The sequence below is a fragment of the Nocardia terpenica genome (genome assembly GCF_013186535.1).
In the GTDB taxonomy this organism is placed as follows: Bacteria; Actinomycetota; Actinomycetes; order Mycobacteriales; family Mycobacteriaceae; genus Nocardia; species Nocardia terpenica.
The window spans coordinates 1,263,330-1,288,114 of sequence record NZ_JABMCZ010000003.1; the positions used below are offsets into that span (position 1 = coordinate 1,263,330).

Consider the following 24,785-nt stretch of genomic DNA (forward strand, 5'->3'; position numbering starts at 1 on the left):
CCGGAAATCCGATGCGCAAGGTGGTCTTGCGCAATCTCGCCGCGCACAAGGTGCGGCTGGCGCTGACGCTGCTGTCGGTGATCCTCGGGACCGCCTTCGTGGCGGGCTCGTTCGTGTTCACCGACACCCTGCAGCGCACCTTCGACGGCATCTTCGCCGGGCAGGCGCAGGGCGTCGACGTGCGGGTGGGACCGAAAGGCGCGCAGGCGCTGGGGGTTCCGCTGGACGTGGTCGACGCGATCGCCAAGACCGAGGGCGTGCGCGCGGTCGCGCCGAACGAGCAGGGTGCGGTCGTGTTGCTGAAGGACGGTAAGGCGGTGCAGACCGGCGGCGCACCCACCTTCGGCAGGGCGTACCTGCCGCCGGATCGTGCGGTGGCGAAGCCGGAGACGTTCGTGGCGGGCGGACCGCCGACCGAGGCGGGGCAGGTCGCCATCAACTCCGGCGGCGCGCGGCGGGCGGGACTGCGCGTCGGCGACCATGCGCAGATCCTGGTGCCGTCGTCGAGCAGCGGCAATTTCGACGTCACCGTCAGCGGTATCTACGACACTCCCACCGACACCGGCGGTATCGTCGGCATCCTGTATCCGGAGGCGCAGGCGCGCCAGCTGTTCACCGACGGCAAGTCCGTGGCCTACGTGGATGTCGCTGCGGCGGCGGGGGTTTCGCAGACCACGCTGCGCGACCGCATCGCGCACGAGCTGCCGGGCTACAAGGTGGAGGACGGGACCCAGGTCCGCGCGGATCTGAAGGCGCAGGTCGGTAACGCGCTGAAGTTCGTGAACTACTTCCTGCTCGCCTTCGGCGCGATCGCGCTGCTGGTAGGTACGTTCATCATCTACAACACCTTCTCCATGATCGTGGCGCAGCGGCTGCGGGAGCTGGCGCTGCTGCGCGCGGTCGGCGCCAGCCGCGGCCAGGTGGGTAATTCGGTGGTCGCGGAGGCGGTCGTCATCGGATTGCTCGGCAGCGCTGTCGGTTTGGTCGCGGGCGTCGGGCTGTCGTTCGGGTTGTCGGGCCTGCTCAATGCGTTCGACCTCGGCCTGCCGACCGGAACCATGCAGGTGCTGCCGCGGACCGTCCTGGTCGCGCTGGGCATCGGACTGGTGGTGACGGTGGGCAGCGCCTACGCCCCCGCGCGCCGGGCCGCCCGGATTCCCCCGGTGGAGGCGATGCGCGAGGAGTACGCCTCGGTGGGCGAATCGCTGCGGCTGCGGACCGCCATCGGCGCGGTGCTGGCGGTGGCCGGTGTGGCGCTGGTGGTGCTGGGCGCGCGCGGCACCGGTGGCAATGCGGCGATGATCGTCGGAATCGGCGCGGCCGCACTGATTTTCGCGGTGCTGTTCGCCTCGCCGTCGCTGTCGCGGCCGGTGCTGCGGGCGCTCGGCGTGCTGGTGCGGCCGTTCGGCGCGGTCGGAACGATGGCGCGCAACAACGCCATTCGCAATCCGCGCCGCACCGCCGCCACCGCGTTCGCGCTCACCCTGGGCCTGATGCTGGTCTCCGCGATCGGCATGCTGGGCGCGTCGGCCAAGGCCAGCGTGAGCGATCTGGTCGACCACGGCGTCAAGGCCGACTACGTGCTGGTGGGGCCGCAGTTCACCGCGGTGCCGCTCGGCGCCGAGGAGGCGGTGAAATCCGTTCCGGGAGTGCAGAATACGGTGGGATTCCGGTTCGCCGAGCTGCAGGCCGGTACGGATCGGGTGAGCGGCGTCGCGCCGTTCGGCCCGCTGAATCAGGTGCTGAGCTACGACATCCGCCACGGCAGTGACACTCTCGGCGACAACGACGTGCTGGTATCGGAAACCGAAGCGGGCAAACACAATTGGCATGCCGGGCAGACCGTCCAGCTGGGTGGCCTGGATCTGGCCGCCGCGCGGATGGGCGGGCAGCTACAGCCCGCCGAGAAGACCTATCCGGTCACGGTGTCGGGCATCTACAAGGACACCCAGCTGCTCGGCTCGATGGTGATCTCCCCCGCGCTGTACGCCAAGGTGATGCCGGTGTATCTGCGGGCCGATGCGCTGGTGCTGCTGAAAGCCGCACCCGGAACCGATCTTTCGGCGCTGCGCACCCATCTGGAGCAGGCGGTCAAGGCGTATCCGGTGGTGCAGGTGCAGAACCACGAGGAGTTCAAGGGCACCCAGGGCAAGCAGATCAACACCCTGCTCGCGATCCTCTACGGCCTGCTGGCCCTGGCGGTGGTGATCGCCATCCTCGGCATCGTCAACACCCTCGCGCTGTCGGTGGTGGAGCGCCGCCGCGAGATCGGCATGCTCCGCGCGGTCGGCATGCAGCGCCCCCAGGTCCGCCGCACGATCTACCTGGAGTCCATGCTGATCGCCATCTTCGGCGCCGTAGTAGGCGTCCTCCTCGGCCTCGGCCTGGGCGTCGGCTTCCTCCGCACCCTACGAGACCTGGGCCTGAGCACGATCGCGGTGCCCTGGACCCAGATCGTGCTGATGCTCGTAGCCTCCGGCGTAGTCGGCGTACTCGCCGCCGTCTGGCCCGGCATCCGCGCCGCCCGCACCCCACCGTTGGCCGCCATCGCGGAGGTTTGACCGAACGGCGTGGGGGGTAGCGGCCCACGTGGCGGCGCGGGGCCATCCTGCGTGTCCTGAGGTTGTCCGATTTATCTGGAACCGGAGGGAGCCGATGTGCGTCTGAACTTTTAGTTGGATCGGGGTTCCTTCCTCCGGGACGTCGGATCATCCGAGCACACGCAGAACGAGAGGATACGGACTTGGCTGGCCTTCTCCGGGTGGATATCGAGGTTCTGGGCAGAATGGTGCAGTTGTTGCGTGGCTCGGAGCAGGTGCTCAATGATGCTCTGAATGCTATGAAGCAGGACGGCCACGGTGATGTCGGACCGAAGGTCTTGAACGATGCGGCCGACAGTTTTCAGCGTCGTTGGCACTACGGTGTGCAGCAGATCGGTGAGCAAGCGAAAAATGTCGCCGACGGCGTTTCCCAGTGCCATGACGCTTACCAGGAGACGGATAGGGCTTTTGCGGATGCATTGAGCAAGGCCCAGTCCGCCGTAGACCAGGCAATCGTCCGGTTCGAGAGCAAGTGAGTGAAGCTTTGGGCGACAATCCTTATCCCAATCTGGGCTTCAACCCCGTCCCCGGGGTTCCGGAAGATGTCGAGGGCTTGCGCGGGAAGATCAATTCCGCCGGTGAGGCCGTCAAAGAGACCAACGATGTGCTGAACCGCCTCCGAAACAGCAGCGACGGTGTCTGGAAGGGCGAAGGGGGCGATGCTTTCCGGAATCACTTCGATGCCACTCTCGCTCAGGATCTCGGCTATGCGCAGAGTTCTCTCGAACGGGCGGTGGTTGTGCTCGACGAGTGGCACACCGACCTGGTCGGCAACCGGGACGCCGCCCAGGGTCTGGAATTGGAAGCCGCCGCTGCCAGGCAGGAGCATGCGCAGGCGCAGACAGCTCTTCAGCAGGCTCAGTCGAACCCCGATCTGAATCTCGCACACCAGACCTTTTCGGACGCAGCGCAATTGCAAGCGGCGCAATCGCGCCTCGACACCGCGGTTACGCAGGTGAACACCGCTTCCGCGGCCGTCACGGGTGCACAGAACAAAATCGATTCGATCATCAGACGCGCACATGATCTCGAACGGGAGCATGATACTGCGGCGAAGAAAGTTGCCGCCGAACTCGATTCGGCGGCAAAAGACTTTGCACCCAGCCCGCCGAGTAAGCATTGGTGGGACAAAATCTCCGATGCGGTAAAGGCGGTCGGAGACTGGATTTCGAAGCATAAGAAGCTCTTACATAATATTTTGAGCACCGTGGCGGCCATCGGAGGACTTGTCGCGTTGTTCACGCCGCCACCGTTCGACGTGATCGGGATGGTTGTAGGCATAGCTGCGAGCGCTGGCAATGTGGGACTCGACCTGAACGACCCGAAGGTCCGCAATGACATCGGTGACTTCGCGAAGGGGATCGGTCACGGCGACTTCCTGCATGGCGACTTCCACACAAAAGACTTCAAATCGCTCATGACGGTCGGATCCGACAGCCTCGGCCTCGCACCAGGGTACAGTGCGATCAAAGGTGTTGCCTCGATGGGGAAACTGGCCGAGGAAGCCGCTGCGGCGGAAAAGGTGGCGCCTACTTTAACCGACGCATTATCCGATGCAGCCCACTCGCCCGGTCTTGCCACGAAAGGGATCAACAAGGTATTGACGAGATATGACGTCCCGGACTCGGTACTCGGTGTCGGTGCGCACGCAAAGCCTGATATGGCTCTGATGAATCGTCTCGATACAATCGAGATGGCATGGAGGGGAAAGAGCGCCGCAATGGCTGGCTACCATGACATCAAAGATTGGCTGACGTCGTGACGGATACTGTCCACAATGTCGAACTGAGAATTAATATTCCGGTCGGCTACATATCGCTACCGTTGAGCGGCATCGACAGCAGCATCGCGGTAGCCGCAGCAGTCCTGGAGGAAGTCGGCCCCTCCGATGTTGCACAGGCCGCCGGTCAGATTCTTCCGGCGTTGGGGGCATTTCTCGATGAGCTCACCAGGGATGGCGTCCGTTACTGCGGTCTGGGCAGACACTCATTCGATGACGCACTTGTGACATCAGTACTCACGGTGCTCGTCTATGACACCGGCGGCGACACGGAAAACCCTCGACTGGTGGTGAAGAATCTCGCCGAAGCGAAGATGGAGGCCCGCGAGCAGGGAGACCTCCAGGTGATTGAGCTCGACAATCGGCCTATGATGTTTTTCGAGCAGGTCCGAAGTTTGCCCGTGCCAGATTTCCCCGGAAATCCGATCGATGGTACAACCGCGCCAGTATATCGATTGGAGGCTGTCGTGCCCTCCGGCGACGGCTCGACAGTCGTGTCGATCGAACTGTCTACGATATTCATTGCACACGGCCCGCAGTTCCGTCCCATGATCATCGACATGGCTCGCTCGGTAGATCTGCAAGCTCAGATAACCTACGGAGGGTTGCGAGGGCTATGAACGACGGTAGACACAGCAAAAATCGGCGCGACTCGATGCCATCGCCACCACGGGAAATCCGGGGAATTGAAACCTTCGGTCGACTCGACGATGCTTCATCGAAGAAGCCGACAGAACACGGCGAAGGAGCCGACCCCAGATACCCGTCACCGCGGCGGCTGCGATGGACTTCGGCTTTCGCGGTCGACTGGCTGCTGCATGCCGGACCGATGATCGCCGTGTTCGTGGTATTAGCACACGATCCGACACTGGCCGAAAAACTGCCTCAGGCACGATTGTGGGCACTCCTCTCCTGGCCGATACTGTCGTTCGTCAACCGCACCGTCGTGCAAAGCCTATTTCATGCGACCGTCGGGAAATTGCTGTTCGGACTTGTCGTCATTCGTCCCGAGGACGGTGGCTGGCCCACTTTCGTCAGACTGGTGAAGGTTTGGCTACTCGGCTTGTTCTTCTGGCTCGTCCTTATCATCAGCATCTTCGGAAACTATATCGGCGGCGGTAACGGTGGAGGCGGCTTGGACTTCGCACTACCGGCAGTCCGCCGCAAGGACATTGGAACCGATCACCCCGCCAGTACCTGAAGCCGCGGACGAGGACACCAAAGCGCCGCGTACCAGTACGAGTCCGTGGCCCACGGTGCCGCCGCGAATTCACCTGCCCGCGTTGGCATTAGCCCAGGCTGTGATGTCCCCCCGGTCCAGGGCGACCGCGAGGAGGTCGGGGAAGGCGTCCGGGGTGCAGGCGAAGGCGGGGATGCCGAGGGTGTTGAGGGCGGTGGCGTTGTCGTGGTCGTAGGCGGGGGCGCCGTCGTCGGAGAGGGCCAGCAGGACCAGGACCTGGATGCCGGAGTCCTTCATTGTGGCTATGCGGCGGAGCATTTCGTCGCGGATGCCGCCCTCGTAGAGGTCGGAGATCAGGACGAACAGGGTGTCGGTCGGGCGGGTGACCAGCTGCTGGCAGTAGGCGATCGCTCGATTGATGTCGGTGCCGCCGCCGAGTTGGGTGCCGAACAGGACGTCGACCGGGTCGGACAGGCGGTCGGTGAGGTCGACGACGGCCGTATCGAAGACCACCAGCGAGGTTTTCAGCGAGCGCATCGATGCCAGCACCGCGCCGAACACCGCCGCGTACACCACGCTCGACGCCATCGATCCGGACTGATCGATGGCCAGCACCACGTCCCGGCGCACCGCCTGCGCCTTGCGGCCGTAACCGACCAGCCGCTGCGGGACGACGGTGCGATGCTCGGGCAGATAGTGGGCGAGATTGCGGCGGATGGTGCGGTCCCAGTCGATGTCGCGCAGCCGCGGCCGGGTCGTGCGGGCCGCCCGGTTGAGCGCGCCCGAGACGGCGGCCACGGTGCGGGCGGCGATCCGCCGCTCGATCGCGCGGACCACCTTCTCCACCACCATTCGCGCCGTGGCCCTGGTGGTTTCGGGCATGACCCGATTCAGGCCCAGCAGCGTGCCGACCAGGTGCACATCCGGTTCGACGGCCTCGAGCAGCTCCGGTTCCAGCAGCAGCTCGGTGAGATTCAGCCGGTCCACCGCGTCGCGCTGCATGACCTCGACCACGGTCGACGGGAAATAGGTGCGGATATCGCCCAGCCAGCGCGCCACCTTCGGCGCGGACCCGCCCAGCCCGGCCGACCGCTTCTCCGCCGCCGACTGCTCGTCGGCGTTGTACAGCGCCGACAGCGCGCGGTCCATCGCCATGTCCTCGGCGGACCCGAGCCCGCCCAGCCCCTCCTCGGCCGGTGCGCCGAGAACCAAACGCCAACGGCGGGAATGTCTTTCGCTCATGCGTGCCTCGCTATGCGGGAAGGTTCGGGCCGGATCATCGCGCCACCGCCAGGATCTCGGTGACCGCGGCCAGCGCGAGCGTGCCGCGCTCGATATCGAAGTCGGTGCGGCCGGGCGTTTCTCGGCGCGCGGGTGCGCCGCCGCCCAGGGCCTGGGCGATGGCCTGGCGTTCGCCCGCCTCGAAGGCGCCGAAGGTGCGCCGGAGCAGGGGGAGGGTGGCGACGAACTGATCCTCGTCGAGGCCGCGCAGCCAGTCGTCGATCAGCCGCAGCAGCTCTCGGTCGTGCACCAGCAGCAGGCCGCGGCCGCCGAGGAAACCGTCGACCCAGGCCGCCTTCTCCGCGGGCGTGTGGCCGACCGACAGGGCCGCGGCGAGGCGCCGGGCGGCCGCGCGATCGTCGAGAATGCCCGCGTCGCACAGCAATCGGACCGCGCGCCCGACCAGCGCGCCGTGTACGTCGGCGCGGTCGGCCAGCGCGCGCAGCGCGGTCAGCCATTCGCCGGTCGCCCAGGCGTCGTCGCGGGTGGCGATGGCCAGGTGGGCGGCGTCGAGCTGGGCGCGCAGCGCGGCGGCCGCGTCGGCGTCCAGGCCGGTGACCGCGCTCGGCAGGCCCGCGCAGATCCGCACCAGCAGGCCGTCGGCGACGTGGGCCAGCGCCGTCAGGTCGGTGCCGCGCACATCGCCGTAACGCAGCGTGCGAATCAGGGCGGGCAGCGCGGTGAGCAGGTGGGTGACGTCGTGGTCCAGGGCCGCCACCGATTCCAGCCGCGCGACCAGCCCGTCGATCGCGCCGCCCAGATCCGCCAGCAGCGCCGATTCCAGCGCCGCGCTCACCTCGCCGACGGTGGCCCGCGGCGCGGCGACGGCATCGAGGATCTTCGCCTCGGCGGCGGTGCGGATGGTGGTGCCCCAGCGCGACGCCTCGACGATGGCGACCGACAGTTCGGGCTCCCACCGCAGCGTCCACGTCTCCCGGAAGGTGCCGGTGCTGCGCACCTCGCTGGATGTCGGTGTGCCCCAGTCGATTCCGAGCAGTCGCAACCGGTGCAGCAGATGTGAACGGGCCCGCTCGCGCTCCTTGCGCAGGTCCAGATCCAGCTGCTGGGCCAGGGCCTGCTGTTTGAGCCGCAGCGTGCGCGCCTGCGCCCGCAGGTCGGCGTCGAGCGGGACCGTCGGGGTGTCCTCGGGCACCGACCCGAGGGCCTCGCCGACCACCAGTTCGGTGACGACCAGCCGCAGCATGGTTTCGTCGCCCTCGCAGAGCACCGCGCGGGTGGCGTCGGTGACCTCCGACAGCCCGGCCAGCGGCCGCCCGCGCATGGCGGCGAGTGTCTCGGCGAGGCGCACGGATTCGATGATGTGCGCGCTGGACACGGGCAGGTCGTGGGTGCGCAGGGGCGCCGCCACCTTGGTGAGCCACCGGGCGATCGGCTGCTCGGTCTGGGTGAACAGGTGGTGGTACCAGCCCGGCGAGGTAATTCCCGCCCCGTACCCGGATGCGCCGATCAGCCGGGAGTGCGTCCACGGCACCCAGGTCAGCGTCGCCTTCCCCTTCGGAAGTCCCTTGAGCAGCCGAGCATCCGCCGTCGCGGGCCCGAGCTTGCCCGCCAGCGCCGGTGCGTGCCACGCGCCACACACCACGGCCAGCCGCCGCGCCCCATTCTTGAGCGCCTTCCGCATCGCCTGCCGCATATAGGCTTCGCGAACCAGGGTGTGCGAATCGACCGGATCGCGCACCGCATCCACGGCCGCGCCGGATACATCGGCGGGAGTCCCGTTTGTCATTCCGGTGGAGGTCCCGCTCGTCATCCCGGTGGAGGTTTCAGTTGTCATCTCGGAGGAGATGCCGCTTGTGATCCCGGTGGGAGTCCTGCTTGTCGTTCCGGTGGGAGTCCTGCTTGTCGTTCCGGTGGGAGTCCTGCTTGTCGTTCCGGTGGGAGTCCTGCTTGTCGTTCCGGTGGGAGTCCTGCTTGTCGTTCCGGTGGGAGTCCTGCTTGTCGTTCCGGTGGGAGTCCTGCTTGTCGTCCCGGCAGAAGTCCCACTCGTGGTCCCGGCGTGCTTTTGGCCGGGATCTTCTGCGGCAGAGTGTGTTCCGGCCAAATGGGCGCCGGAATGACGAGGGGCACCTTCGGTTGCGTGGTTGGATGGGGACGATCGGGGGGAGGTGAGCGGCTGGTTCGGTGCGGTGATCGCGGATTCGCGCAGAACGCTCATCGCCTCGGTGATGGCGTCGAAAGTGTCTGCGTCGGAGCCGGATTCGATGATCGCGTCCCACCATCGCTCCGGATCGTCGTAACCGGCCGCCGCGGAGAGGGCGGCGAGTGGGTCGGTGCGGTCGCCGGGCTCGTGGTCCATGGCGAGGACGTGGGTGGCGGGGAGGTCGCAGAAGCTCACCGGGACGGAATTCTGCACCGCATAGTGCAGCGTCTGCCATTCGGGGGAGAACGCGGCGAAGGGCCAGAAGGCCGCGCGCGCAGGCGAATCGGGAACGTAGGCCAGCAGGGCGACCGGCGGCGTCATGCCCTCGGCGGCCACATACGCGACCAGCGGATCGGCGTCGGCCGGGCCCTCGATGAGGATGTGATCCGGCCGGAACCGCTCCAGCGCCGCCCGGACCGAGCGCGCGGACCCCGGGCCGTGATGGCGAATGCCGAACACCCGAGTCTCCGGCGCGGCGACCGCGGGCGCGCTCATCCGTGCACCTCGCGGCAGGCCCGGTAGAAATCGGACCAGTCGTCGCGGCCGCGGACCACGGCCTCCAGGTACTCCGTCCACACCACGCCGTCGGCGACCGGGTCCTTGACCACCGCGCCCAGCACCGCGCCGGCCACATCGGAGGCGCGCAGCACGCCGTCGCCGAAATGGGCCGACAGCGCCAGGCCATTGGTGATGACCGAGATCGCCTCCGCCGTGGACAGCGTGCCGGACGGGGACTTGAGCTTGGTGCGGCCGTCGGCGGTGATGCCGGAGCGCAGCTCGCGGAACACCCGCACCACCCGGCGCACCTCCTCGGCGGCCGCGGGCACCGCGGGCAATTCCAGTGCGGCGCCGAGCTGTTCGACGCGGCGGGTGACGATGGCGACCTCCTCGTCCTCGCTCGCGGGCAGCGGCAGCACCACGGTATTGAAGCGCCGCCGCAGCGCCGAGGACAGCTCGTTGACACCGCGGTCGCGGTCGTTGGCGGTGGCGATGACGTTGAAGCCCTTGGCCGCCTGCACCTCGGTGCCGAGCTCGGGCACCGGCAGCGTCTTCTCCGACAGCACCGTGATCAGCGCGTCCTGCACATCCGACGGGATGCGGGTGAGCTCCTCCACCCGGGCGATCGAGCCCAGCCGCATGGCCGTCATGACCGGCGAGGGCACCAGCGCGCCCTCGCTCGGGCCCTCGGCGAGCAGCCGCGCGTAGTTCCAGCCGTAGCGGATCGCCTCCTCCGCGGTGCCGGAGGTGCCCTGCACCAGCAGCGTCGAGGAGCCGCAGACGGCGGCCGAAAGATGTTCCGACACCCAGGTTTTCGCGGTGCCGGGCACGCCGAGCAGCAGCAGGGCGCGATCGGTGGCCAGCGTCGCGACGGCGACCTCCATCAGGCGGCGCGGCCCGACGTACTTGGGGCTGATCACGGTGCCGTCGGCGAGGGCGCCGCCGAGCAGATAGGTGACCACCGCCCACGGCGACAGCCGCCACGACGGCGGGCGGGGGCGGTCGTCGGCCGCGGCGAGGGCGCGCAGCTCGTCGGCGAAGGCTTGTTCGGCGTGCGGACGCAGCAGATCCAGATCGCCGCGCGGGGTCTCGGTGGTGGTCACTGCAGCTCCTCGAGCATCGTGGTGCGTTGGGTCAGATCGTGGGCGAGTTGGTCGAAGGCGTTCTCCCAGTGCGCATCTCCGCAGCGGCGCGCGGCGACGGACACCGCGGCGACCGCCGAGACCGGGAAGTGCACGGCCGCGGTCCGGAACAGGGTGCGATAGGAGGCGGGCGACAGTCCGGGCGCGCCCGGGCGGGCCGCCGCCAGCCGGGCCCGGTCGAGCAGCAGCCGGATCAGGTGCTCGGCCAGCGGTCCCGGCCACGGTCGCGGCACGGCGGGCAGCAGCAGCTCGACCTCGGCCAGCCAGCTGCTGTCCAGCGACCGCAGGTAGCGCACCCGTTCGCCGAGCGGCAGCAGCGCGAACAGCTCCCGGCGCACGTCCACATCGGCACCGAGTGTCGGTGTGGCGGTGAGCATTTCGAACAGCGCCTGCGCCCATCGGGCGTCCCGCTGGGCGAGCGCGGCCTCGGCCAGGCCGGTGAACACCGGGCCGAGCATCCAATCGTCCATGCGCACCCCGAAAGTGCCGGTGGCGGTGGCGAAGTGCGTCTCCCAGTACGACAGCGGGGTGGCGGCGACGACGCGGCGCAACCGTTCGGCATCCACATCGGGCGCGCCGTCGCGGTGGTAGGCCGTGCTGGGGAACCGGTCGCCGACGCCGTCGCGCCGGGCCGCGGCGCCCAGCGCCGGTGGCAGCTCGGCCGTGAGGCGGTCGCCGCGCAGCAGCAGCCACTGTTCGGCGCGCTGCCGCATGCGCGCGGCGAACGCCGAGTCGGGCAGGCGCGCCAGCAGATCGGCCGCGGTACGGCGCACATCGGCGCGGCCGTCGTCGAGGGCCGACTCCAGCAGCGGCTCGTCGTCGCCGGACAGGCCGTCGGCGAGGACGGAGAGCAATTCCGCACGCGCGGAACCGGATTCGGCGCGCCAGCCGTCGGACAGGGCGGTGTAGGCGGCGCGCGGGTCGCGCTCGCGCAGCGCGGCCAGCCAGTCGCGGCGCTCGGCGGGGCGGCCGTGCGACCACACGCCGGGATCGTCGGGGCGGGCGCGCAGCAGGTTTCGCCACTGCGGATTGTGCTCGGCCAGCCAGCGCCCGCGCGTACCGGCCAGGTCTAGCAGCGAGTCACGCAGGGGCGCACGGGTTTTCGCCTGCTCCAGCAGCAGGCTGCACAGCGCGTCGGGGGCGCGATAGCCGTGCGGCGCGGCGATCTCGAACCACTCGGGCAGGAACGGCGAGCCCTGCTCCAGTAGCCGGGCCAGCCGCGTGGCCGCCGCCGCGGGCAGCGGCGGGCGGTCGTCGTCGGCGGCCGGAGCCGCCGGCGGCGCGACGGTCGTCGCCAGCCCGCCGCGCTCGAAAGTCTCTGCCAGAGCGGCTGTTTCGAGCAGGACGAGGGCCGGGTCGCCGGTCAGCCGCGCGGTCGCGGCGGCGACCGGGCCGGGCAGCCGGTCCGGGCTCGGGGCCCGGCGCGCGGTGCCGAGCAGGGCCGCCGCGGTGAGTTCGGTGGTCGCCGCGGTCGTCGCGGCCCCGACCGGTTCGGACACTATCTGGGTGATATTTCCGGCGGTGAGGGCCGAGATCGGCACCAGCCCGTCCGCGGTCCATTCGCCGAGGACGGTGAGCGGATGCCCGCCGGACAGGCCGAACAGCCGCCAGGGCGGGTCCGCCAGCCGCACCAGCGGGAGTGCGGTGCCGTCGAGTTCGCGCACGTACCAGCGGTCTTCGGCGACGACTGGCACCACCTCGGCGAGCAGCATCGGCCAGGCGCGCAGCCAGGGATCGGCCCCCAGGGCGCGGGCGTGGTCGGTCAGCGCCGCCGCGATACTGCCGGGGATCGGTGCGCCGGTATCGGTATGTGTCGCATCGGTACCGGTCGGCGATGCCGCGGAGACCGGCACGGTCGTGAACGGTGTCGGGACGTCGTATCGCGCTCCCCACAGTGCCCGCAGCGGTGCGGCACCCGGGTAGAAGTGCAGGTCGGCCTCGACCATTGCGCCCGGTACCGGCATGTCGCCCGGAAAGCTCGGCGCGCCGAAGGAGTGGTCGACGATCACCGCCCAGCGTCCGCAATCGCGGCCGCGCAACCAGACTCGGCGCGTGTACAGCCGCTCCTCGTCGGTGATCCGATGGCCGAGAACCATCCAGCGATCTCGGACCGGGGGCTGCTCGCGCACCGCCTCCGCCGCGGTCGGATAGCCGATGTGGGTGCGCACGCTGGCGGCCAGGGCGGGCTCGAGCTCGTCGAGGCGGCGGTGCGCCGCGGCGAGCAGATGCAGCCGGGCGTAGTCGCGCAGCAGCAGCGCGGGCCAGTCCTCGCGGGTCGCCACCGTGCGGGGCAGCTGCCGCAGCGCGGCCGCCACGCCCGGGGCCTGCGCGTCGACCATGCGGGCGGCGACGGCCTCGAATGCCGCGAACGACCGATCGGCCTGCGCCAGCCCGGTGCGCACCTGATCGCCCAGCCACACGTCCAGATCGGCGAGCCCGGCGCTCACCCGGCCGTGCCGCTGCTCGCGGGTGGTGGCCTTGGCGCCGCGCGGTGCCGGATCGGGTTTCGCGGCCCGCGCCCGCCGCGTGCCGATCCAGTCGGCCGCGAAATCGGCGAGCCCGGCGGCCTCCGGGACCATGCCCTCGGACCAGGCCAGCAGCAGCGCCAGCGCGTGCTTGCAGGGAAATTTCCGGCTCGGGCACGTGCACTTGTACGCCGGGCCGTCGAGATCGATGATGGTCTGATACGGCTTGGCCCCGCTGCCGCGGCACAGCCCCCACAGCGCCTCGGCATGCCGACCGGTGCCGCTCCAGCGCCCGTGCAGCTTCCGTGCCGCCGCCAACGAGGCCGCATCCGGCGCCAGCGCCGCAACCTGCTCCGCGGTCCACACCGCAGTACCCACCCCCGCCTGAGACGTTGTCACCACCCAACCCCCTTCACTCGACTGCCCGGAGTTCTACCCCAGCCCACCGACAAGAATTCCCCTCACTCGTGTCGCCGCCACCGGTCCGGACAGTACGCCGCTCTCTCGCCCTGAATGCCGGAGACCGAACCTCGTCCCGCCGTTCCGATGAACCCGAGAGTCGCGGATAGGTTGCGTGATCCCGGCCAAAAGCACGCCGGGATCACGGGAGGTGCACGCCGGGGTGACGAGAGGTGCACGCCGGGGTGACGAGAGGTGCACGCCGGGGTGACGAGAGGTGCACGCCGGGGTGACGAGAGGTGCACGCCGGGATTACGGGAGGTGCACGCCGGGGTGACGAGTGGTGCCTGTTGGGGTGACGAGTGGTGCCTGTTGGGGTGACGAGTGGTGCCTGTCGGGATGACGAGTGGTGCCTGTCGGGATGGCGCGAGGTGTCTGCGGGAGTGGCGAAGTGCTCAGCGGTGATGGCGGGGAGTGCCCGCTGGTTAACGAATGTGTCTGCGGGATAGCGGGAAATGCTCACTGGGATAACGAGAAGTACTCGCCGGGAGGGGGAGTGTGCTGGGGCGGCGGAGAATCGCATGCCGGGTGGGGGCGGGTGGGGCACACTGTCGTCCCGGCAGGCTTTCGGCTGGGGTCGCTGGGGGGTAGCGAGTGAATCTTGATGTCTCCGAATGTGATTGCGCTTAGCAACTACCCTTGTCTTGCGGTAGGAACTCTGGCATCCTGACCTGTTCGGTTGATCCGAGCCACCCGAGATTTGGGTGAAACCCGTAGAACTGCCCGGCCGGGACGGCCGAGGGGTGGGCATCGGGCGGATCACACCGTGTCGATGGCCATGCGTCCCAGCCGGGCCGGTTCGTTCGGATCTTGTGCGGCAGGCACGCATTCGCGGTCGATGCGGTAGCGTTCGGCACCGTAGTCGAGCGCAGAGGAGTCGCATTGCCGGAAGGGCCGGAGGACCCCGCACCGAGACTGGCCGAGCTCGTCTCGCGTCGTCTCGATTCCGACCCGTCGGTTACTCCCGAGGTTGCGCGGGCGGTGCTGGAGGCCCTCGGCGCCGGGCCGGACGGCACCTTCTCCGACCCCGGCTACACCGGAATCTTCCTGCGCGCCATCCGGGTTCGCGGGTTCCGCGGCATCGGCCGGGAGGCGGTGCTGACGCTGAATCCCGGCCCGGGGCTCACCCTCGTGGTGGGCCGCAACGGTTCCGGCAAATCCAGCTTCGCCGAGGCCGCCGAACTGGCGCTCACCGGAGTGAACCAGCGCTGGGAGGGGCGCTCCGGAGTATGGCGCGAGGGCTGGCGAAACCTGCACGAGGGCAGCGAATCTCGCATCGAGGTCGACCTGGCCGCCGCCGGTCCCGACCCCACCTTCACCGTCGTGCGCGAATGGCCCGCCGACGCCGACCTGACCGGCGGTGCGTGGCTGATGCGGCGAAAAGACAAGCCGCCCACCGACTTCTGCTTCCGCGACTGGGCTCGCTCGCTCGAACTGTACCGGCCCTTCCTGTCCTACAGCGAACTCGGCGCGCTCGTCGACGGCCGCCCCTCCGACCTGTTCGACGCCCTGCACCAGCTGCTCGGGCTCGACGACCTCACCGCCGCGCAGGAGCGCACCCGGATGCGCCGGCTCGAATTGGAGCGCGCCGCACGGCAATCCCGCGACGAGCGGCAGGCGCTGCTGGCCGCGCTGACCACTGTGGCCGACGAGCGCGCCGTCCGGGTCGCCCAGCTGCTGCGCACCGCGGAACCGGACCTGCGGACCATTGCCCGCGAGGTCGCCGGGGCGCGGCACGATCCCACCGGAGCGGCCGCGCTGCAGGCGATCCTGCGCCTGGACCTGCCCGAGCCCGTCGAGGTGGAGGCCGCCGCCGAGCGCGTCGAACGGTGCGCCGCCGACCTGGCCGCGCACGCCACCGGCGACTCCGAGGCCGAACTGCGGGTGCTGGACCTGCTGCGCCGCGCCCGCGCCCACGTCGCGGTCGGCGGCGCGTGCGCCTGCCCGGTGTGCGGGCAGGGCGTCCTGGATCCGGCGTGGCAGCGCGACACCGACGCCGAGATCGCCCGTCTCACCGACCGGGCCGCCGCCCTCACCACCGCCCGGATCGCGCTGCGGCAGGCGGTGGAGGGTGCCCTCGCCCTCGTGAAACCCGTTCCGGTGGAACTGAATCCGCCCGCGCCGCAGGCCCCCAACATCGATACCGGCCCCGCGCTGCGCACCTGGTCGGCGTGGGCCGCGCTGGCCGAGACCGACTATCGCGACGACCTGCCCGAGCGCCTGCGGGTCGCGCACGCCGACGCCGCGCGCGGCCTGGACACGCTGCGCCGCGCCGCGCGCAAGGAACTGGACCGGCTCGACGCGGTGTGGACCCCGCTGGTGCCGCGCATCGCCGCCTGGCTGCAGGAGGCCACCGCCGTCGCCGCCGCCGAGCCCGAACTGCGCACCGTGCGCCGCGCCGAGGACTGGCTCAAGTCCGCCGCCGCCGGACTGCGCGATCAGCGCATGGTCCCGCTGGCCGACCACGCCCGCCGGATCTGGCGCGGGCTGCGCCAGCAGAGCAATGTCGATCTGGGCGCGATTCGCCTGCAGGGCAACGCCGGAGCCACCCGCAAGGTGCAGCTGGACGTCACCGTCGACGAGACCGGCGGCACCGCCCTGGGCGTGATGAGCCAGGGCGAACTGCACGCGCTCGGGCTGGCCCTGTTCCTGCCGCGCGCCACCATTCCCGAGAGCCCGTTCGGCTTCGTGGTGATCGATGATCCGGTGCAGGCGATGGATCCGGCGAAGGTCGACGGCCTGGCCCGGGTGCTGGCCGCCGCGGCGCGCAGCGGTCGGCAGGTGGTGGTGTTCACCCACGACGAGCGTTTGGCCGAGGCGGTGCGCCGATTGCGCCTGGACGCCACCGTGCTCGACGTGCAGCGGCGGGAGCGGTCCACGGTCGAGGTCCGCGTCGCCGAGGATCCGGTGCGCCGCTACCTCAGCGACGCCAACGCGCTGCTGCGGACCAGGCAGCTGCCCCGCGCGATCGCCGCCGAACTCGTGATCACCTGCTGCCGTTCGGCGATCGAGGCCGCCGCCCTGGCCCGCGCCCGGCGCTCCCTGCTGGAGGCGGGCGTCGACCACCGCGAGGTGCAGCGCCGCGTCGAGAACGCCCGCACCACCTGGGAGAAGGTGTCGCTGGCCGTGCTCGGCGACCCCGACCGGGTGGACGACCTCAACGATCTGCTGGACCGCGACACCCCGTGGGCGCGTGCGGTGCTGCGCGATGCCGCCGCGGGCGCGCACATCCGCATCGACCGCAGCGGCAGCCAATTGATTTCCGGCACAAGAAGGCTCGTCAAGTGGCTGAATCCGTGACGCCGACCGTCGCGGAGCGGCTGGCCGCGGCCGACGAACTGCTGCGCGGCACCGTCAGCGACGCCGGTGGGCTGTGGTCGCGCGCGACGGTGTGGATTCTGCGCATCACCCTGGAGCAGGCGATCGACCAGCTGTGGTGGCGGGCGGCGCCCGCGCTGGCGCGGTGCAGCATGCGGGCGCAGCTGCTGGCGCTGGACGCCTACGCGGGCCCGGCGGTCGGCGCCCGCATCGCCGCGCTGTGGGCGACGCTGTCGCGGGCCGGACACCATCACGATTACGAACTGGCGCCCACGGTGATCGAGCTGCGCGGGTGGTACGACGAGACCGCCCTGCTCGCCGACGAGCTGGCACACATCGGGCAATCCGGCCCCGACGGCAGCGGAACGGTACGGACCGTACGGTCGTAATCGACGGTATCGTCCGGCTTTTCGGGCCGCTTCGATCGAAATACGGTATCGAGAAGGCAAATTCGCCGCTATCGGAGTCGCGGGCTCGGTACGGTCTGGGTGCCGCGCGGTGCGCGGCGGTATGCGGTCGTCGCTCGTCGTGTCCCCCCACACCGATGAAGGAGCTGCACCATGGACAATCTCCTGAACACGCTGAACGTGCTCAATACCGGTTCGGCCCTGGTGGCCAACGGCACTTCGGCACTGCTCAACATCATCACCCTCATGCGCCTGTTCTGACCGAAGCGCTCCGGGCGGTCCGTCGCGGCCCGCCCGGGCGGCAGCGGGCATCACGGATAATCTCCGAATGCGCAGCGACCATCCCGCCGAGACCGATCCGTGCCCGTGCCGCAGCGGCGAGGAGTTCGCCCGCTGCTGCGCCCCGCGCCTGAACGGCACCGGCCCGGCCCCGACCGCGGAGTCGCTGATGCGGTCCCGCTACACCGCATTCGCCCTCGGCGACACCGACTATCTGCTGCGGTCCTGGCATCCCCGCACCCGGCCGCGGCGGCTCGCCCTCGATCCCGGGCAGCGCTGGCTGTTCCTCGAGATCGTCCGCACCGAGCGCGGCGGCCCCTTCGACGACACCGGGTCCGTCGAGTTCCGCGCCCACTACCGTCACGACGGCCGTCGCGGCCAACTGCACGAGTGCAGCAAGTTTGCTCGGGTTGGCGGCGAGTGGCTTTACGTGGACGGCGAAATCGAGCCCTGACCGCCGCGGTGACGCTGATCACAATGGTTGCAGCCGGGAAGATGGCCTCATACCGTTTCCTGAAGAAGTTTATTTCGAAAGTAACGGAAGGTTTGCCAACCTGTTTGTAAAGCGCATGCTCCGCTCCCTCCCCGTAGTGTGCGGACATGCCACGAGTCGCGATCGAGTACTGCACCCAATGTCGCTGGTTACTCCGGGCGGCATGGATGGCCCAGGAATTGCTGAACACCTTCGCCACCGATTTGTCGGAGGTCGCACTGATTCCGGGTTCGGGCGGGATCTTCCGCATCACGCTCGACGGCGAACAGATCTGGGAACGCAAGTCCGACGGCGGGTTCCCCGAGATCACGGTGCTCAAGCAACGGGTCCGCGATCGTATCGATCCCGAACGCGACCTCGGCCACGCCGATCGCGGCTGAACAGCGGTGTCGCCCAGTTATTCGCGCCGTCGGACATGATCTCGGACGTACTCTCGTTACAGGGAGTACGAGGAGGTGCGAGATGAGCACTCAATTCTTCGAGGCGGCCCCGAGCGTGGACATGCTCGGCCCCGATCCGGTGGTTCGGACCAGCGCGGGTGATGTGCGTGGACTCCGCGACGGAGCGATCAACGTGTGGCGCAGCATCCCCTACGCCGCCGCCCCGGCAGGTCCCCGGCGGTTCCGGCCGCCGCAGCCGCCCGCCCCGTGGGACGGTGTGCGCGACTGCACCGAGTTCGGCGAGATCGCCCCGCAGACCATGGGGAACATGGTCCCGATCGACTCCGGCCTGCGGATGGGCGAGGACTGCCTGTGGGTGAACGTCTGGGCGCCCACCGCCGCCACCTCCGGCGAACCGCGCCCGGTCATGGTGTGGCTGCACGGCGGCGCGTACTGCCTCGGCACCGCCGCCCAGGGCATCTACGACGGCCGCAAGCTCGCCGAGACCGGCGGTGTCGTGATCGTCGGCGTGAACTACCGGCTGGGCGCGCTGGGCTTTCTGGACCTGTCCTCGCTGGGCCACGACTTCGTGCCCAATCTCGGCCTGCACGACCAGATCGCCGCCCTGGAGTGGGTGCGCGACAATATCTCCGCCTTCGGCGGCGATCCCGGCAATGTCACCGTCTTCGGCGAATCCTCCGGCGCCGGATGCGTGACCGCGCTGCTCACCTCGCCCCGGGCGGCCGGGCTGTTCCACCGCGCCATCGCCCAGAGCCCGCCCGCCACCACGGTTTTCGGGCAGGACCGCGCGGCCGGTGTGGCGCGGCGGTTCCTGGAGCTGATGGATCTGCCCGCCGAGCGCGCGAGCGAACTGCTGGAGTGCCCGATCGAGCGGATCGTCGACGCCGCGGGCATCCTGCTCGACGAGGTCCCGCTGCAGTCGCCGGGCCGGCTGGCCGCCGCCCCGGTCGTGGACGGCGACCTGCTGCCCGCCTATCCGGCCGACCGCTTCCAGCAGGGCCGCTCCCATCGGGTGCCGTTGATCATCGGCACCAACAAGGACGAGGCCTCGCTGTTCCGGGTGTTCCGCTCGCCGATCATGCCGGTGACCCCGGACGCGGTGAACGCCATGCTCAACGCCGTCGCCGCCGACCATCCGGACCTGCCCGCCGAGCGGATCGCCGAGATCACCTCCGCCTACCCGGATCTGGACAAGACCCGCGGCGCGCTGGCCATGTCCACCGACGCCGCGTTCCGGATGCCCGCGCACTGGGTGGCCGACGCGCACTCCCGGCACACCCGCACCTGGATGTACCGGTTCGACCAGGCCACCCCGATGCTCAAGGCGGCCCGGGTCGGCGCCGGGCACGCCACCGAACTGCCCTACGTCTTCGGCAATTTCGGCTCCTTCGACCACGACCCCACGTTCTGGCTGGGCGGTCGCAAGGCGGCGATGGAGGTGTCGGGGCGGATGATGCGGCGCTGGCTGGCCTTCGCCGAGCACGGCGTGCCCGCGGCCCTGGACGGCTCCAAACACTGGGCGCCCTACCGCGAATCCACCCGCACCACACTGGTCGTCGACGCGACCGACCACATCGTCGACGACCCGGACCGCGAACTGCACCACGCCTGGGGCGACCGCGTCGTCGGCTTCAGCTGAGGATTACACGCCCGCCGTCTGCTCGGCCCTGGTGCCCAACCGAACAGGCAGGCTGCTGTAGCCGTGCAGGGTGAACAGCGGGCGGCGCCGCGGCGGCGCGGCCAGTTGCAGATTCGGGAAGCGCTCGAACAGTTTCCGCAGCGCGTACGCGGCCTCCATCCGGGCCAGGCTGGCGCCCAGGCAGGCGTGGATGCCGGTGGAGAAGGTCAGGTGCTCCTTGGCATTCGGGCGGGTGACGTCGAAGCGGTCCGGATCCTCGAACACCCGGGGATCGCGGTTGGCCCCGGCCAGCGACAGCACGACCGTGGCTCCCGGGCGCAGCCGCCTGCCGTCGATCTCGACCTCCTCCGCCGCGACGCGCGCGGTGGTCTGCACCGGTGCGTCGTAGCGCAGTACCTCCTCGACCACGTTCGGCCACAGGTCGGGCTCGGCCAGCACCCGCTCCAACTGGTCGCGATGGTTCACCAGTTGCACCACGCCGTTGCCGATCAGATTCACCGTGGTCTCGAAACCGGCGCCCATCAGCAGGCTCGCCGACGCCTTCAGCGCCCGGTCGTCGAGGTCGCCCGCGGTCACCAGGCTGGACAGGATGTCCTCGCCGGGCTCGCGGCGCAGCCGGGCGATGTGGTCGTCGAGGTAGTGGTCCATCTCCACCATGGACTCGACGGCCTGGCGGAACGACCGCCAGTCGATGCCGATGTCCAGCAGCGGTGTCATGGCGTCGCCCCAGCCCAGGAAGCGATCCCGCGCGCTGTCGGGGAAGCCCAGCATCTCGGAGATGATCGCGATGGGCACCTGGGAGGCGAAGTCGGACACCAGATCCGCCGATCCGCCGGACGGCAGCGCGTCCAGCAGTTCCTCGGTGACCGATTCGACGCGCTCGCGCAGTCGCGCGATGGCGCGCGGGGTGAACGCCGAGGCTACCGGCTTGCGCATGCGGGTGTGCTCGGGCGGATCGATCACCAGCATGGACGGCGGTTCCACCGGATTCGGCGGCAGATTCGCGTCGGTGAGCCGCAGCAGCGGCCGCGGGATCTGCATGCTCTCGACGGCTCGCACGCCCAATCGGTTGTCGCGCAGGATGGTCCGGACCAGATCGTGGTCGGCGGTCGCGAAGGCGAACGCGAACCGCCCCATCCGGCCCCGCGCCCGGATCGCCTCGATCAGCGGATACGGGTCGTGCAGTCCGCCCTCGGAGCACATCAGCCGGGCGAGCTGATCCCCGCGCCGGGCATAGGCTTTCATGGCCAGCCTCGGCACGCCCTGCGCCGACAGCCAGTGGAACCAGTACTGCGGCTTCATCGCCACCCCCAATCGTCGATCGGATCTGTCTCCACGGTACGGACCCGCGTTCCGGTCGGGAACGTCCTACGGTCGGACGTGCGCGACCTGCCGGGGTAGGACAGGCGAGATCACGGTCGGCGGGTGATGGTGACGCGCTCGGTGGCGATGCGGCGGTCGCGGGCGGCGGGGTCGGGATGGGCGACCTGCACCAGCGAGGCGCCCGCGGCGTAGACCGCGACCAGGCCGTCGATCAGCTCGTCCGGGGTGTCCCACGACGCCTCCGACAGCACCCGGTCCGACTCCGAGAAGCCCTGGCGGGCGGCGGATTTGCGGGCCTGCCCCAGCACGTCGGCGACTGCCAGCCCGTCCAGGGCCGCGCCCGCGCCGCCGGGCAGGAACCGATCGCCGTGCGCGCGCACCGCGGTCGCGAAGTCGGTGATGCCGACCGGCAGATCCGGTACCGGCATGCCGAGCGGGTCCAGCGACAGCGCCGCCACCTCCGCGACCTCGGCGACCTCGTCGATGCGCTCGGCCGTGGCCAGCGCCAGCTCGGCGTCGTCGTCGGCGCGCAGCACCACCTCGGTCCCGGCCCACCAGCAGCCCAGCAGGACCGCCGCGGTCTGCCAGTGCGCGGGCAGCAGCACCGCCACCCGCGCGCCCGGCGTCAGCCCGAATTCGTCGCGAATCAGGTTGGCGGTCTTGGCCGCCCAGTTGGCCAGGGTGAGCGCGGACAGCTCGATGCGGGCGCCGGTGGCGTCGTCGTAGTAGGTGATGCGCGGGCCCGCCGGGTCGCGGGTGAGCAGGGGGTCGAGCAGCGCCTCGGTGACGGTCGTATTCAGTTCACGCATTTCGGTCCGTTCTGGCCGGCATCGATGGGGGGTGCGGGCGGCACCGGGGTGGCCGTGGACGAGGTCCCGGAGGGATCGAACAGGCTCCCCGCCGCCGAGCCCGGACCAGAGTAGTCACCCGCCAGCACCACGCGCACCGCCCCCGGTGGCAGCCCGTCCTCGGCGAGCACCGGGAGCCCGCCCAGCGCCTCGGCCACCGCCCTGGCCTTCGGATCGGAGCTGTCGGCGGCCAGCACCCGGCTGCTCTGCACGCTGCCGCCGATCCAGTTGTCCACCGTGCCGGTGTGGAAACCCTTGCCCGCCAGGGCCTGTGCCACCTGTCCGGCCAGCCCGGCCACGCCACCGGCGTTGTACACGTCGGCGGTGACCGTCGCCGGATCCACCGCCTTCGGATCGGCGGGCCGATCGGAGACCATCGCGGCCACATAGGATTTCACCGCCTGCGGGTCCACCCGCACGACCGACTCGCCGTCGGCGGTGGTGCCGTTGATGTCCTTCACCGGGATGGTCTCGAACCGCACCTGACCGCCGGACAGGTCCTGCAGCTCGTGCAGGAACGACACCACGTCCCAGCCGTCGTCGAGCACGATGGTGCGGCCGACCGCGTCCGAGAGTTGGCTCAGCTTGGCGGGATTGGCCAGCGTCCGCGCGCTCAGCGCCTGGTGCACCAGCGACGCCATGTACACCTGCTGGCGCACGATCCGGTCCAGGTCGCCGCGCGGCAGCTGGTGGCGCTGGCGCACGAAACTCAATGCCTGCGCGCCGTCGAGGCGCTGCTGTCCGGCGGGGAAGTCCGCGCCCGACAGCGGCTCGTTCACCGGATTGTTCAGGCATACGTCCACGCCGCCGACGGCATCGGTGAGCAGCACGAAACCGAGCAGCCCGACCTCGGCGTAGTGGTCGACGGTGATGCCGGTCAGATCGCCCACGGTCTTGATCAGCGCCTGCCGCCCCGCCTGGGTGGACCGCCGCTCGGCCTCGTCGGCGGAGACGCCCTGCGCGACCAGCCGCTGCCGGGTCAGCTCCTTGGTGGAGCCGTAGGCCGAATTGATCTTGCCCATGCCGATGCCGGGAATGTCGACGTAGGAGTCGCGCGGGATGGAGATGGCGGTGGCGGACCGGCCGTTGTCGGGAACCCGGATCAGCACGATGGTGTCGGTGTTCGTGCCGACCTCGTCGCCCGCGTGCAGCATGGCGCGCTCGTCGGCGGTGAGTGGATTGCCGTGCGCGTCGGTGCGGCTGTCGACGCCGACCATGAGGATGTCGGTGGCGCCGTCGTCGGTGCCGCCCAGCCCGAGATTGCCGATGCGCTGGATGCCGGAGATCACCGCATCCACACTGTGCCAACCGAATCCGGTGGCGACGAACACCACGATCGCGGCCAGCGCGGCGAACACCCGGGCGGGGCGACGGGTATCGGTGCGGACGGGGCGCGACCAGGAGGCGGGGCGCGGGCCGGGCAGGCCCGCGTGCGGCGGCCGCGCGCTCGTGCCGCGCGATCGTCTCGGCGCCGATGCCTTCCTGCCCTGCGGCAACTACATAATCCTTTCGTGCCGGAGATCCCCACCCCGCCCGTCGGCTCCATTGTCGTCCGGAACCCTCCGCAACGAGGCTAGCCAACGTGCCCGCGCGCACGGCTCATCCGCTGCTGACGCGGCGTGCCAGACTAGCCGGTGTGAATTCCGCACCCGTGCCCGCGCCGCGGCTGGTCGTCACCGGGGCCGGTGGGCAGCTCGGTGTCGCCCTGTCCGCACACGCTCCCGACGCGCTCGCGCTGACCCGACGAGACCTGGACATCACCGACGCGGATGCGGTGCGCGCCCTGCTGCGGCCGGGCGATGTGGTGATCAACTGCGGCGCCTACACCGCGGTCGACGCGGCCGAGACCGACGCGGCCGCGGCGTTCGCCGTCAACGAGACCGCCCCCGCCCGGCTGGCCGCGGCGTGTAATGCGGTCGGCGCCAACCTGATTCACCTGTCCACCGACTACGTCTTCGACGGCGCGGGCACCCGCCCGTACGAACCCGACGACCCGGCCGAGCCCACCACGGTCTACGGGCGCTCGAAGCTGGCCGGTGAGCGGGCGGTGCTGCACTGCTCGCCCGCGGCGCACGTCGTGCGCACCGGCTGGCTCTACACCGGTGACCAGCGCGATTTCGTCGCCACCATGCGCCGCCTGGAGCGCGAGCGCGACACCGTCTCCGTGGTCGCCGACCAGATCGGCTCGCCGACCTACGCCCACGACCTGGCCGCCGGGCTGCTGGAACTGGCCGGGCGGGTGGTCGCGACCGACGCCGTGCCACCCGTGCTGCACGCGGGCAATTCCGGCCAGACGACCTGGTTCGAATTCGCCCGCGCCGTGTTCGCGGGACTGGGCGCGGACCCGACGCGGGTGCGGCCCTGCACGAGCGCCGAGTACCCGACTCCCACACGGCGCCCGCCGTATTCGGTGCTGTCCGGCCGTGCCTGGGCGGCGGCGGGGCTGACGCCGCTGCGGCATTGGCGCCCCGCACTCGACGACGCGCTGCGCCGCCTCGACCGCTAGGCTGC

Annotated in this window: 18 protein-coding genes; 11 read left to right on the plus strand and 7 right to left on the minus strand. The window is 70.1% G+C overall.

The window, feature by feature from the left end:
• Positions 1 to 11: 11 nt before the first annotated feature.
• The 5 genes from HPY32_RS27445 (at position 12) to HPY32_RS27465 (ending at position 5,581) form a co-directional block, all read left to right on the plus strand.
• Positions 12 to 2,561 carry an ABC transporter permease gene (locus HPY32_RS27445; protein WP_067584079.1) on the plus strand — a complete coding sequence of 850 codons (2,550 nt, stop codon included), beginning with the start codon at positions 12 to 14 and terminating at the stop codon, positions 2,559 to 2,561.
• Between the two features lie 200 nt (positions 2,562 to 2,761).
• Complete coding sequence (locus HPY32_RS27450; protein WP_156673763.1) at positions 2,762 to 3,076, plus strand: hypothetical protein; 315 nt, start codon at positions 2,762 to 2,764, stop codon at positions 3,074 to 3,076.
• On the plus strand, positions 3,073 to 4,362 hold the full coding sequence (locus HPY32_RS27455; RefSeq protein ID WP_156673764.1) for a hypothetical protein: 1,290 nt from the start codon (positions 3,073 to 3,075) through the stop codon (positions 4,360 to 4,362). Before HPY32_RS27450 ends, HPY32_RS27455 begins: the two co-directional genes overlap by 4 nt.
• The gene (locus tag HPY32_RS27460; RefSeq protein WP_156673765.1) at positions 4,359 to 5,000 is read left to right on the plus strand and encodes a hypothetical protein; all 642 of its coding nucleotides are present in this window, start codon (positions 4,359 to 4,361) and stop codon (positions 4,998 to 5,000) included. The genes HPY32_RS27455 and HPY32_RS27460 overlap by 4 nt, the downstream gene beginning before the upstream one ends.
• The gene (locus HPY32_RS27465) at positions 4,997 to 5,581 is read left to right on the plus strand and encodes an RDD family protein (RefSeq protein WP_082870439.1); all 585 of its coding nucleotides are present in this window, start codon (positions 4,997 to 4,999) and stop codon (positions 5,579 to 5,581) included. The genes HPY32_RS27460 and HPY32_RS27465 overlap by 4 nt, the downstream gene beginning before the upstream one ends.
• 69 nt (positions 5,582 to 5,650) lie before the next feature.
• Here HPY32_RS27465 and HPY32_RS27470 read toward each other — a convergent pair whose 3' ends face one another.
• The 4 genes from HPY32_RS27470 to HPY32_RS27490 are packed head-to-tail and all read right to left on the minus strand — an operon-like array spanning position 5,651 to position 13,506.
• A complete protein-coding gene (locus HPY32_RS27470; RefSeq protein WP_067577086.1) occupies positions 5,651 to 6,802 on the minus strand; it encodes a VWA domain-containing protein in 1,152 nt (383 codons plus the stop codon).
• 34 nt (positions 6,803 to 6,836) lie between these two features.
• Complete coding sequence (locus HPY32_RS44885; protein WP_253949872.1) at positions 6,837 to 9,497, minus strand: DUF5682 family protein; 2,661 nt, start codon at positions 9,495 to 9,497, stop codon at positions 6,837 to 6,839.
• The gene (locus HPY32_RS27485; RefSeq protein WP_067577090.1) at positions 9,494 to 10,603 is read right to left on the minus strand and encodes an ATP-binding protein; all 1,110 of its coding nucleotides are present in this window, start codon (positions 10,601 to 10,603) and stop codon (positions 9,494 to 9,496) included. The genes HPY32_RS44885 and HPY32_RS27485 overlap by 4 nt, the downstream gene beginning before the upstream one ends.
• Positions 10,600 to 13,506, minus strand: coding sequence for an SWIM zinc finger family protein (locus tag HPY32_RS27490; protein ID WP_231951259.1), 2,907 nt, complete (start codon positions 13,504 to 13,506; stop codon positions 10,600 to 10,602). Before HPY32_RS27490 ends, HPY32_RS27485 begins: the two co-directional genes overlap by 4 nt.
• A 942-nt stretch (positions 13,507 to 14,448) precedes the next feature.
• Between HPY32_RS27490 and HPY32_RS27495 the strand changes: the two genes are divergently transcribed.
• From HPY32_RS27495 to HPY32_RS27515, 5 genes are all read left to right on the plus strand, one after another.
• Entirely contained in the window at positions 14,449 to 16,866 is a 2,418-nt protein-coding gene (locus tag HPY32_RS27495; RefSeq protein WP_067577094.1) for an AAA family ATPase, read from the plus strand.
• Positions 16,851 to 17,273 carry a hypothetical protein gene (locus HPY32_RS27500; RefSeq protein WP_067577097.1) on the plus strand — a complete coding sequence of 141 codons (423 nt, stop codon included), beginning with the start codon at positions 16,851 to 16,853 and terminating at the stop codon, positions 17,271 to 17,273. The genes HPY32_RS27495 and HPY32_RS27500 overlap by 16 nt, the downstream gene beginning before the upstream one ends.
• A 346-nt stretch (positions 17,274 to 17,619) precedes the next feature.
• Complete coding sequence (locus HPY32_RS27505; protein WP_067577099.1) at positions 17,620 to 18,024, plus strand: YchJ family protein; 405 nt, start codon at positions 17,620 to 17,622, stop codon at positions 18,022 to 18,024.
• 146 nt (positions 18,025 to 18,170) lie between these two features.
• Positions 18,171 to 18,443 carry an Rdx family protein gene (locus HPY32_RS27510; protein WP_067577101.1) on the plus strand — a complete coding sequence of 91 codons (273 nt, stop codon included), beginning with the start codon at positions 18,171 to 18,173 and terminating at the stop codon, positions 18,441 to 18,443.
• 82 nt (positions 18,444 to 18,525) lie between these two features.
• Positions 18,526 to 20,103, plus strand: a complete 1,578-nt coding sequence (locus tag HPY32_RS27515; protein WP_082870440.1) for a carboxylesterase/lipase family protein — start codon at positions 18,526 to 18,528, stop codon at positions 20,101 to 20,103.
• Between the two features lie 3 nt (positions 20,104 to 20,106).
• Here the strand turns inward: HPY32_RS27515 and HPY32_RS27520 are convergent, their stop codons facing one another.
• The 3 genes from HPY32_RS27520 to HPY32_RS27530 form a co-directional block, all read right to left on the minus strand.
• Positions 20,107 to 21,405: a cytochrome P450 gene (locus tag HPY32_RS27520; RefSeq protein ID WP_067577103.1), complete on the minus strand. Its 1,299-nt coding sequence runs from the start codon at positions 21,403 to 21,405 to the stop codon at positions 20,107 to 20,109.
• Between the two features lie 110 nt (positions 21,406 to 21,515).
• Positions 21,516 to 22,235: a TIGR03089 family protein gene (locus HPY32_RS27525; RefSeq protein ID WP_067577105.1), complete on the minus strand. Its 720-nt coding sequence runs from the start codon at positions 22,233 to 22,235 to the stop codon at positions 21,516 to 21,518.
• Positions 22,223 to 23,698, minus strand: coding sequence for an LCP family protein (locus HPY32_RS27530; RefSeq protein WP_082871025.1), 1,476 nt, complete (start codon positions 23,696 to 23,698; stop codon positions 22,223 to 22,225). Before HPY32_RS27530 ends, HPY32_RS27525 begins: the two co-directional genes overlap by 13 nt.
• Positions 23,699 to 23,910: 212 nt before the next feature.
• Between HPY32_RS27530 and rfbD the strand changes: the two genes are divergently transcribed.
• Entirely contained in the window at positions 23,911 to 24,780 is an 870-nt protein-coding gene (gene rfbD / locus HPY32_RS27535) for a dTDP-4-dehydrorhamnose reductase (protein WP_231951260.1), read from the plus strand.
• The last annotated feature ends 5 nt before the right edge of the window (positions 24,781 to 24,785 follow it).

Bases quoted from the DNA above. Each gene is read 5' to 3' on its own strand.
- HPY32_RS27505 (WP_067577099.1), top strand. From the start codon at position 17,620: ATGCGCAGCGACCATCCCGCCGAGACCGATCCGTGCCCGTGCCGCAGC.
- HPY32_RS44885 (WP_253949872.1), bottom strand. From the start codon at position 9,497: ATGAGCGCGCCCGCGGTCGCCGCGCCGGAGACTCGGGTGTTCGGCATT.
- HPY32_RS27445 (WP_067584079.1), top strand. From the start codon at position 12: ATGCGCAAGGTGGTCTTGCGCAATCTCGCCGCGCACAAGGTGCGGCTG.
- HPY32_RS27510 (WP_067577101.1), top strand. From the start codon at position 18,171: ATGCCACGAGTCGCGATCGAGTACTGCACCCAATGTCGCTGGTTACTC.
- HPY32_RS27470 (WP_067577086.1), bottom strand. From the start codon at position 6,802: ATGAGCGAAAGACATTCCCGCCGTTGGCGTTTGGTTCTCGGCGCACCG.
- HPY32_RS27465 (WP_082870439.1), top strand. From the start codon at position 4,997: ATGAACGACGGTAGACACAGCAAAAATCGGCGCGACTCGATGCCATCG.
- HPY32_RS27515 (WP_082870440.1), top strand. From the start codon at position 18,526: ATGAGCACTCAATTCTTCGAGGCGGCCCCGAGCGTGGACATGCTCGGC.
- HPY32_RS27525 (WP_067577105.1), bottom strand. From the start codon at position 22,235: ATGCGTGAACTGAATACGACCGTCACCGAGGCGCTGCTCGACCCCCTG.
- HPY32_RS27520 (WP_067577103.1), bottom strand. From the start codon at position 21,405: ATGAAGCCGCAGTACTGGTTCCACTGGCTGTCGGCGCAGGGCGTGCCG.